The following is a 10,349-nucleotide window of genomic DNA, read 5'->3' on the forward strand; positions in this document are numbered from 1 at the left end:
TTATTAGATGTTCAAACCAGAGAAACACATAAATGCCATTGCCATCAGACCTACAACGATGAATGTGATACCCAAACCTCTAAGTGGAGCAGGTACATCAGAGTAAGCCATCTTTTCACGGATAGCAGCAAGACCTACAATAGCAAGCAACCATCCAAGACCAGAACCAAGTGCGTAAGAAATAGCATCTGCTACTCCACCAATATACTTAGGATCGGATGGTGCAAGAGTAATACGCTGCTGCATGAAGAGTGAAGCACCCATGATGGCACAGTTAACGGCGATAAGCGGAAGGAAGATACCCAATGATGCATAAAGCGATGGGCTGAACTTTTCCACAATCATTTCCACCAACTGTACGATGGCAGCTATTACGGCAATAAAGAGGATAAAGCTAAGAAAGCTCAAATCAATACCAAGAATACCGTCAGCAGCCAGAACCTTAGTCTGGAGCAGGTAGTTAACGGGAAGTGTAACTACAAGCACGAATGTCACGGCAATACCAAGTCCGAGCGCAGTCTTCACATTCTTCGATACGGCAAGGTATGAACACATACCAAGGAAGAACGCGAATATCATATTGTCCACAAATATAGAGCGGACGAATAAACTTAATAAATGTTCCATATTATACAATTAATATTTTTTATTCAACACCCTATTATTTTTCCTGCAACTCTTTATGTTTAGCACGCTGATACCAGATAAGGCATGCTACGATAATCAGAGCCATAGGAGGCATCAACATCATACCGTTGTTTACATAGCCTGCATCCTTAAGCCACTGATAGTTCAGGATATTGAAACCGAGCAGTGTTCCTGAACCAAGAAGCTCGCGGAAGAAAGCTACGATGATAAGAATCTTGGCATATCCAAGACCATTACCGATACCGTCAAGACATGACTCCCAAGGACCGTTTGCCATAGCGAATGCTTCAAGACGTCCCATCAGGATACAGTTAGTAATGATAAGACCTACGTATACTGAAAGCTGTACGCTCACGTCGTATGCAAAAGCCTTCAACAGTTCACTAACGATAGTTACCAAAGCGGCAACAACCACCAGCTGAACGATGATACGGATACGGTTAGGAATAGTCTTACGCAATAAAGAAATCACTACGTTTGAGAAAGCTGTAATGATAGTTACAGAAAGACCCATAACGATAGCCGGTTCCAGTTTAGAGGTAACGGCCAATGCAGAACAGATACCCAAAACCTGTACAGTCACAGGGTTGTTCATGTTTAAAGGAGTAGAAAATACTTCCTTATTCTTAGCTGAAAATAATTTTCCCATTGTTCGTCTCCCTCCTATTATTTAGTAGTTAAAAATTTTGTGTACTGGGCCATGCAGTTCTTAAGCATAGCATCAACACCGTTTGAAGTGATTGTACCACCGGAGATACCATCAACTTCAAATTCAGGGTTAGCTACCTTACCGTTCTTGACAACGCTCAATGCAACACTTTCACCTTCCATTACGTGCTTGCCTACGAACAGACTCTGGAAGTGAGGCAATGCGATTTCAGCGCCAAGACCCGGAGTTTCAGATGCATGAGAGAAGTATGTACCAAATATTGTGTTCTTGTCTTCATCAAGTGCTACATAGCCCCAGATAGCGCCCCAAAGTCCGGCACCGTAAACAGGAACAACATATTTAGTCTTACCGTCGATTTCACATACGAATACGTGAGCACGACCGTTTTCCTTGAATTCTTTTTCGTAAGCTGTTACGAATTTGCCGTCATATTCTTTCAAAGAACCGTCTTCAGCAACAATCATATCAGACTTAACTACCTTGCTGAACTCAGCGTCAGCATCCTTAACTTCTGTGATACCCAAAGAAGAAAGAATCTGTTTCTTAGTGTCGAGTTCAACGTTCTTACCCTGAAGGTCACGCAAAGATGAGTTTACGAAAGCCAGCAGGAATGCTACGATAACAACCATTACCGAAGCATAAATTATAGTATATGAGTTACTATTAGTATTCATTGTTTTCGGTTTTTATTTGTTAGACATAGCACGTTTTGCACGACGTGAAATATTGTTCTCAACGATTACATAGTCAATCAGCGGAGCGAAGATGTTCATCAGCAGGATAGCAAGCATCATACCTTCCGGATAACCAGGGTTCAACACACGGATGATGATAGCCATCATACCGATGAGCAGACCGTAGATGAACTTACCGTTCTCAGTACGTGAAGATGTAACAGGGTCTGTAGCCATGAACACTGCACCGAAGCAGAAACCACCGGCACACAAGTGCATGTACCAAGGCATGTTAGCCATAGCTGTATCAGGACCTGCGACATTGAATATCCAAGCCATCAATGCACCACCTACGAATACTGAAATCATTGTCTTCCAGCTTGCTACGCCAGTCCACAACAGGATAACGGCACCGATTGCAATTGCGATAACTGAAGTTTCACCGATTGAGCCAGGTATAAAACCGAAAATCATATCACTCAAAGAAGCTGATATAGGAGTTTCAGTAGCAGCCTGACCAAGAGGAGTTGCAGCAGTCAAAGCATCGATGTCTTTACCAAGACCGAAGATGCTGTTGCTAGCTACCCATACAGTGTCACCAGACATCTTTGTAGGATAAGCGAAGAACAGGAATGCACGTGTAATCAATGCAGGGTTGAAGATGTTCATACCTGTACCACCGAATACTTCCTTTGCGAAGATTACAGAGAATGCTGTAGCTACGGCAAGCATCCACAACGGACAATCTACAGGAACAATCATAGGAATCAACATACCTGAAACAAGGAAGCCTTCCTGAATTTCTTCCTTTTTCCACTGAGCTACTACGAACTCGATTCCAAGACCTACAACGTATGAAACGATGATTTTTGGCAATACGGCAAGAAAACCGTAGCCGAATTTCTGAATGGAGCTACCTTCGATGCCTGCAAAAGCATAGTGCTGGTAACCTACGTTATACATACCGAACAGTAATGCCGGTATAAGCGCAATAACCACGATAGACATGATACGTTTGCTGTCTATAGCGTCGTGGATGTGCGTACCAGTCTTCGATGTTGTATTCGGAACGAAAAGGAATGTTTCGAAACCGTCGAATACAGAACGAAAAGCCTGGAATTTGCCGCCCTCTTCAAAGTTTGGCTTTATCTTATCGATATAATTTCTTAACGCTTTCATTATTATTTATATTCTTATATACACATTATATATATTAACACATTTCACGACGGAGCATGTCAAGACCTTCGCGGACGATACGCTGAAGTTCCATCTTCGAAGAACATACGAACTCGCAGATAGCGAAATCTTCAGGAGCCACTTCGTAGATACCAAGCTGTTCCATGCGGTCGATATCACCGGCAATGATAGCCTTGATAAGATATTCAGGAAGAATATCCATAGGAAGTACGCGGTCGTATTCGTTTGACATAATCATGTGACGTTCTCCACCTTTGATACGAGCGTCAAGAGTATATTCTTTCTTGCCCATCAACCAGCTGAAATATGAGTGGCTTGTACTGAACTCGTTGAAACGAGGCATAATCCATCCCAACATTTCGTGAACATCGTTACCTTCAGGGATTACAGTAACCTGACTGTGGAATGAGCCGAGGAAACCGTTAGCAGGAATCTGTTTTCCTGTAAGAGGATTACCGCTGATGTAGCGAAGTTCCTTATCCTTATTTACATTACCTGCAAGGATGTCTGTCAGGAGAGCACCAACTTTCAGTTTGCAATAAGCCAGTTTCTTAACTTCAGAACCTGTGATAGCTACTGTACGAGTCATATCAACACGGCCTGTATTCATCAGACGTCCGATGAAGATAACAGCCTGCGGATCGATAGTCCAAACAGTCTCACCTTTGTTTACAGGAGCGATGTTGTTAATCTGAACACCAACATTACCTGCAGGGTGAGGTCCATCGAATGCCGTTACAGTAACATTCTTAGCCTGTGTAAGAGCAGCAGACTTCTGGTTAACACTAATACTTAAATAAGTCTTGGCAATTTTAGCCAAAGCATCAAGTCCTGTCTGGAAGTTGTTTTCTTCGCCTTTCAGAGCCAATTCAAAATCCGGAGCTAGCGGATTTGTATCGAAAGCAGAAACGAAGATAGCTCTTGGAGCTACTGTAGGATCTGCAATTACATCATAAGGACGCTGTCTGAAGAAAGCAAACATACCGGCATTAAGAAGAAGTTCCTTAACAGCTTCTGCACTCATTGCAGAAACGTTCTGCTTTCCGAATTCTTCGTAATCCTGTTCAGCTGCCGCCTCTACAGTAATACTCATTACCTTACGTCTAGCTCCACGCTCAACGCTTGTCACTACGCCACTAACCGGCGAAACAAATTTCAGTTCAGGATGATTCTTGTCAATAAACAAGGGTCCTCCGGCCATTACATACTCTTGTTCCTTAACAACTACCTTTGGAGTTACTCCTGTAAAGTCATCCGGTACTATAGCATAGAAACCAGGCGCCTTTACAGCCACAACTTCTGCAGCTGCCTTACCTTTCAAGTTAATGTTCAGGCCTTTGCGTAATTTAATTACATTTGCCATATCGGGTTATAAAAAATGGTTTTATATTTTCCGCGCAAAATTAAAGAAAAAATAAGTAAAAATGAACTTTTTCGTCAGATAAATAAAGAATTTTTTCCTTATTTGATTTTAGTATCTAAAAACATATTTCACAATTGTCAATTTCGCTACATAGAGGTTACATTTTTGCCACTTTGATAATTACAGCAGGAATATATACATACAGGCTGACATAAATCATGAACCAACGAATCATTTTCTCTATATAAAGCTTATTTATATATAAATACAACTTGTATTTTTATATATACAACTTATATTTATAAAAACATAGGTTATATTTATAGATTATATCTAAGCATTTACGTGTTTTTATCCTCAATAAAACGAAATATCATACTAAGTGCTTTTATAATATAAGGTGTAATTCCACCATACACATATAAAGAGTGTCAAACAAAACGGTTGTCGACATTGGAAATATGACAGAATGTCAGTATCCGGAGATTGGCATCTATTTTGTATATCGAATTGCAGTTGTTTTGAAGATTACAAACTCAATAAAGATTTTACTAATAAAAAAATATAACAGATATGCAAAAAGGTAATATCGGGGTTACTACAGAAAACATATTCCCCATCATAAAGAAATTCTTATACAGCGACCATGAAATTTTCTTGCGCGAACTTGTTTCAAATGCAGTAGACGCTACTCAGAAACTTAAGACTCTCGCATCAAAAGGTGAATTCAAGGGAGAACTTGGCGACCTTACCATCAAAGTTAAAGCAGAAAACGATACTATCGTTATCTCTGACCGCGGACTTGGTCTTACTGCAGAAGAAATAGACAAGTACATCAATCAGATAGCATTCTCAGGCGCAAATGACTTCCTTGCAAAATACAAAGACGATGCAAACGCCATAATCGGTCACTTCGGTTTGGGATTCTACTCTGCCTTTATGGTAGCAAAGAAGGTGGAAATCGTTACCAAATCATATCAGGAAGGTGCACAGGCTGTTAAATGGACTTGCGACGGTAGTCCTGAGTTTACTCTTGAGGAAACTGAAAAGGCTGACCGTGGTACAGACATCATACTTTACGTGGACGATGACTGCAAGGAATTCCTAGAAGAAAACCGCTTGAAAGGATTGCTGAATAAATATTGCCGATTCTTGGCCGTACCTGTAGCATTCGGCAAAAAGAAAGAATGGAAAGACGGAAAGCAGGTAGAAACAGACGAGGACTATGTAATAAATGACACTTGTCCAATCTGGACCAAGAAACCAAGCGAACTGAAGGACGAGGATTACAAGAAGTTCTACAGAGACCTCTACCCTATGTCGGACGAACCTCTGTTTTGGATTCATCTGAATGTGGACTATCCGTTCAATCTGACCGGCGTGCTCTACTTCCCGAAAATAAAGAGCAACATCGACTTGCAAAAGAACAAAATACAGTTGTACTGCAACCAAGTGTACGTAACCGATTCTGTAGAAGGTATCGTACCTGATTTCCTAACACTGCTTCACGGCGTAATCGACTCTCCGGATATTCCGCTTAACGTATCACGTTCATATCTTCAGAGTGATTCTAACGTAAAGAAAATCTCTACATATATCACTAAGAAGGTAGCAGACAGACTTCAGTCCATCTTTAAGAACGACCGTAAAGAGTTCGAAAACAAATGGGATGACCTGAAGATTTTCATCAACTACGGAATGCTTACTCAGGAAGATTTCTATTCTAAAGCTGACAAATTTGCCTTGTTCAAAGACACAGAAGGCAAATATTACACTCAGGAAGAATATAAGACTCTTATCAGCGGAAACCAGACTGACAAGGATGGTAACTTGATTTACCTCTATGCCAATAACCGTGATGAGCAGTATGCATATATCGATGCAGCCGTAAACAAAGGCTATAACGTACTGATGATGGACGGACAGCTTGACGTTCCGATGATTAACATGCTGGAACAGAAGTTGGAGAAGAGCCGTTTCACTCGTGTGGACAGCGACGTTATCGACCGTCTGATAGTAAAAGACGAGCTGAAAGGCGAAGAGCTGAAAGAAGACAAGCGCAGCATACTTTCTACTGTATTCAGCGGACAGTTGCCAAAACTGCAGAAAACAGAGTTCCATGTTGAAGCTCAGGCTATGGGTGAAAACGCTTCACCTGTAATCATCACTCAGGCTGAATATATGCGCCGCATGAAGGAAATGGCAAACATACAGCCGGGAATGAGTTTCTACGGAGAAATGCCTGACATGTACAGTCTTGTACTGAACAGCGACCATAAACTAATTAAACAGGTTCTGAATGAAACAGAGACAGCATGTGCAGAAAAGCTCGTTCCGGTAGAATCTGAAATCGCTATCCTTTCGCTAAGAGAAAACGAACTGCACAAAGCCCACGAAGGCAAGAAGGACGAAGAAATTCCTGTAGCCGAAAAGGACGAACTTAAAGATGTAGAAAAGAAGCTTGAAGAGCAGAGAAACCAGAAGAACAACATCCTGAACGAATATGCAGCAGGCAACAAAGTTGTTCATCAGCTGATTGACCTGGCATTACTTCAGAACGGAATGCTGAAGGGTGAAGCTCTTACAAACTTCGTCAAGAGAAGCATAGAAATGATTTAATCAAACAAATAAGTTTAATAAAGGGAGATAAATATCAACGGGTATTTGTCTCCTTTTTTTGTTTTCACTGGTGACGTATTTCACATTTTACTATAATCATACTTTATATTATGAGAGCAACAAAAACAAAAAAAAAATTCATTTAATTATACCGTAAAATAAATTTTGACTATCTTTGGTTATAATACGTTCTTAATCCAATAACATAGTATGAAACTAAAATATGCACTGATATTATTCATTATAATACATATATTTCCAACGCTGTGTGCCCAAAAAGTAGGTTTGGTATTAAGCGGAGGAGGTGCAAAAGGAATGACACATATAGGAATAATTCGTGCATTAGAGGAAAACAATATTCCTATCGACTATATCACGGGAACATCAATGGGGGCTATAGTAGGTTCCTTATATGCTATGGGTTACTCACCTGATGATATGGAGAAACTTATCAAATCACCAGAATTCAAAAAATGGTACTCTTCAGGTGGTATTGAAGAAGAATATATGTATTATTTCAAGATGAATCCTCCTACTCCGGAATTTATCAACATCAGACTGTCAAAAATGAAAATGGCAAAAAAGGTAAGAACAAGATTCCTACCATCAAGCGTTGTCGACCCAATGCACATGAATGTAGCATTCATTGAACTATATGCACAGGCAACAGCAGAGTGTAGAGGAAACTTCGATAATCTTTTTGTCCCTTTCAGATGTGTAGCTTCGGATGTTTACAACAAGAAAGCTTTAATAATGAAAAGTGGAGACCTTGGAGATGCAGTAAGGGCATCAATGAGTTTTCCCGGTATGTTCAAACCTATAGAGATAGATTCTGTACTGGCATACGATGGTGGAATATACGATAATTTTCCAGTTACAACGATGATAGAGGATTTCAATCCGGATATAATCATAGGAAGTGTAGTAAGTTCAAACCCTAGCAAGCCAAAGGAAGGAGATATAATGAGCCAACTGGAAAACATGATAATGCAAAAAACAGACTATTCCATTCCGGACTCTTTGGGTATAATGATGACATTCAGATATACAGATGTCAATCTTATGGATTTCGACAGATACGACGAGCTACACAATATCGGTTATGAAAGGACTATACAGCTTATGGATTCAATAAAGCAAAGAATATCCAGACGTACCAGCTACAGGATACTTGAGAGAAAGCGTATAGATTTCAAAAGAGGAATGCCGGAACTTAAATTCAAGAAAATCATTGTAAACGGAACTACAGAACAACAGAAAGTATATATCATGCGAGGATTCCATACTAAAGACAACGAAACTTTTAGTCTGGAAGACCTCAGAAAAGGATATTTCAGATTATTGTCCGATAATATGATTTCTGAAATTCTCCCACATGCTGTATACAATTATGAGGACAATACTTTTACACTCATATTGGATGTAAAAATAGCAGAAGACCTATCTGTCAGGATTGGAGGAAACGTAGGCTCAAATGGAGCAAACCAAATATATTTAGGTGCCTCATATCATAATCTTGGGAAATATTCCAAAGAGCTTTCTTTGGAAGGCCAGTTAGGACAGATCTACAACAACTTGCAATTAACCGGAAGAGTGGATTTACAGACTGAGATTCCTACATCATATAAAATGATTCTGTCATTATCCTCATTCGATTACAATGGACAGTCACAAAACTTCTTTAATAAGATCAACAGTCCAATTTTCAATAAAAAAGATGAGAAGTTTTTAAAAGCTTACATAAACATGCCTTTCCTTAGTAAACACAAGGCACAGTTTGGAATTGGAGTTGCAACTCTTACAGATCAATATTTTCAGACCAATGTTATCGATTTTACCAATAGTACAAGAGATAAAAGCAGTTATAAGATATTAGGAGGTTTTGTAGCACTTGAAGGTAACACCTTAGACAGTAAACTATATGCAATCAATGGTAAAAAAGAAAGACTTGCGGCCAATATATATTTAGGAAACGAAACTTTTTCTCAAGGAATAGGTACAGACCCTTATAATGGGGCATTTAAATATAGTCAGGCATGGCTCCAAATATCTTATGAATTGGAGAAGTATTTCAGGCTTGGAAGAAGAGTTTCTTTAGGCTCTTACCTTCATGCTTACTATTCATCAAGAAACTTCAGCAATAATTATCGTGCCACCATGATGCAAGCCGGTGAATTTTCACCTACAACCCATAGCAAAATAACCTATAATGAGGCTTTTAGAGCCAACCAATTTGCAGGTATAGGTGTAATACCAATATACAGATTCAATAATATGGTGCATGCCAGACTAGGGATATATGGATTTGTACCTTTTTTCCCTATAAATTGCAACGATGCATATAAGGCTACCTATGGCAAGATGTTCAGTAAATTTGAATATTTGGGAGACTTATCATTAGTAGTACGATTACCATTCGGATCAGTAAGCGCTTATTTGAACTATTATAGTTCACCAAGTAAGAACTGGAATGCAGGAATATCATTAGGATGGCAGATTTTTGGAGAAAGATTCATGCAATAAAAAGTTTTTATATAAAAAGTAAAAAAAGACAGTGCAATAATTTGTGTATTAAAAAAAATATCCATACCTTTGCACCCGTTAAAGAAAAAGAGATGGCCGCGTAGCTCAACTGAATAGAGTAGCTGACTACGGATCAGCCGGTTACAGGTTTGAATCCTGTCGCGGTCACTCCACTTCTAAGCTTAATAAATTTATATTGAATGGCCGCGTAGCTCAACTGAATAGAGTAGCTGACTACGGATCAGCCGGTTACAGGTTTGAATCCTGTCGCGGTCACTCACTTCTAAGCTTAACAAATTTATATTGAACGGCCGCGTAGCTCAACTGAATAGAGTAGCTGACTACGGATCAGCCGGTTACAGGTTTGAATCCTGTCGCGGTCACACAAAAAAAAGATGATGAATGTATTTCATCATCTTTTTTTGTATATATCAATCATTATTTTATAATCAGAATAGGAGTTCGGGAATGGAAAATCATTTTCTTAGCTATACTAGGATTAAACAAGCGTGCAAAAACGTTTCTCTTATAATTTGAAACACACAATACATCAATATTCTCATTTTTCACGTATTCATCAAGATTATTGAAGAAACTGTCTTCATTCACAATACTATAGTTAATACTCAGATTAGGATACTGCTTGTGGACA

7 protein-coding genes, 3 tRNA genes and 1 pseudogene are annotated in these 10,349 nt (G+C 39.4%); 5 read left to right on the forward strand and 6 right to left on the reverse strand.

All coding sequences use genetic code 11. The features are described from left to right. Positions 1–3 precede the first annotated feature (3 nt). From nqrE to I6E11_RS10535, 5 genes are read right to left on the reverse strand one after another with little or no spacing between them, the layout of a single operon-like run. Positions 4–627 (reverse strand): NADH:ubiquinone reductase (Na(+)-transporting) subunit E, encoded by a 624-nt coding sequence (nqrE, locus tag I6E11_RS10515; protein ID WP_235337998.1) that lies wholly within the window; start codon positions 625–627, stop codon positions 4–6. Positions 628–661: 34 nt separating this feature from the next. Continuing rightward, the gene (locus I6E11_RS10520) at positions 662–1,297 is read right to left on the reverse strand and encodes an NADH:ubiquinone reductase (Na(+)-transporting) subunit D (RefSeq protein ID WP_204403051.1); all 636 of its coding nucleotides are present in this window, start codon (positions 1,295–1,297) and stop codon (positions 662–664) included. 17 nt (positions 1,298–1,314) lie between these two features. After that, positions 1,315–1,992: a Na(+)-translocating NADH-quinone reductase subunit C gene (locus I6E11_RS10525; protein WP_204403053.1), complete on the reverse strand. Its 678-nt coding sequence runs from the start codon at positions 1,990–1,992 to the stop codon at positions 1,315–1,317. A 12-nt stretch (positions 1,993–2,004) separates the two neighbouring features. Then, positions 2,005–3,171 (reverse strand): NADH:ubiquinone reductase (Na(+)-transporting) subunit B, encoded by a 1,167-nt coding sequence (locus I6E11_RS10530; RefSeq protein WP_235337999.1) that lies wholly within the window; start codon positions 3,169–3,171, stop codon positions 2,005–2,007. A 34-nt stretch (positions 3,172–3,205) separates the two neighbouring features. Beyond that, complete coding sequence (locus tag I6E11_RS10535; protein WP_235338000.1) at positions 3,206–4,555, reverse strand: Na(+)-translocating NADH-quinone reductase subunit A; 1,350 nt, start codon at positions 4,553–4,555, stop codon at positions 3,206–3,208. A 573-nt stretch (positions 4,556–5,128) separates the two neighbouring features. Here I6E11_RS10535 and htpG point away from each other — a divergent pair. From htpG to I6E11_RS10560, 5 genes are all read left to right on the forward strand, one after another. Beyond that, complete coding sequence (gene htpG / locus I6E11_RS10540) at positions 5,129–7,174, forward strand: molecular chaperone HtpG (RefSeq protein WP_235338001.1); 2,046 nt, start codon at positions 5,129–5,131, stop codon at positions 7,172–7,174. Positions 7,175–7,384: 210 nt separating this feature from the next. Further along, a complete protein-coding gene (locus tag I6E11_RS10545; RefSeq protein ID WP_235338002.1) occupies positions 7,385–9,697 on the forward strand; it encodes a patatin-like phospholipase family protein in 2,313 nt (770 codons plus the stop codon). Positions 9,698–9,791: 94 nt separating this feature from the next. Further along, a tRNA-Arg gene (locus tag I6E11_RS10550) sits at positions 9,792–9,865 on the forward strand. A 34-nt stretch (positions 9,866–9,899) separates the two neighbouring features. Further along, a tRNA-Arg gene (locus tag I6E11_RS10555) sits at positions 9,900–9,973 on the forward strand. A gap of 33 nt (positions 9,974–10,006) precedes the next feature. Continuing rightward, a tRNA-Arg gene (locus I6E11_RS10560) sits at positions 10,007–10,080 on the forward strand. A 55-nt stretch (positions 10,081–10,135) separates the two neighbouring features. On the opposite strand, the pseudogene I6E11_RS10565 reads toward I6E11_RS10560, so the two are convergent. Continuing rightward, positions 10,136–10,349 (reverse strand): annotated as a pseudogene (locus I6E11_RS10565) (universal stress protein); the annotation flags it as partial.

The organism is Bacteroides caecigallinarum (assembly GCF_021531075.1).
Lineage (GTDB): Bacteria > Bacteroidota > Bacteroidia > Bacteroidales > Bacteroidaceae > Phocaeicola > Phocaeicola caecigallinarum_B.

What these genes read in the sequence shown, in the direction of transcription:
- nqrE (WP_235337998.1), bottom strand. Translation starts at nt 627, where the DNA reads ATGGAACATTTATTAAGTTTATTCGTCCGCTCTATATTTGTGGACAAT.
- I6E11_RS10520 (WP_204403051.1), bottom strand. Translation starts at nt 1,297, where the DNA reads ATGGGAAAATTATTTTCAGCTAAGAATAAGGAAGTATTTTCTACTCCT.
- I6E11_RS10525 (WP_204403053.1), bottom strand. Translation starts at nt 1,992, where the DNA reads ATGAATACTAATAGTAACTCATATACTATAATTTATGCTTCGGTAATG.
- I6E11_RS10530 (WP_235337999.1), bottom strand. Translation starts at nt 3,171, where the DNA reads ATGAAAGCGTTAAGAAATTATATCGATAAGATAAAGCCAAACTTTGAA.
- I6E11_RS10535 (WP_235338000.1), bottom strand. Translation starts at nt 4,555, where the DNA reads ATGGCAAATGTAATTAAATTACGCAAAGGCCTGAACATTAACTTGAAA.
- htpG (WP_235338001.1), top strand. Translation starts at nt 5,129, where the DNA reads ATGCAAAAAGGTAATATCGGGGTTACTACAGAAAACATATTCCCCATC.
- I6E11_RS10545 (WP_235338002.1), top strand. Translation starts at nt 7,385, where the DNA reads ATGAAACTAAAATATGCACTGATATTATTCATTATAATACATATATTT.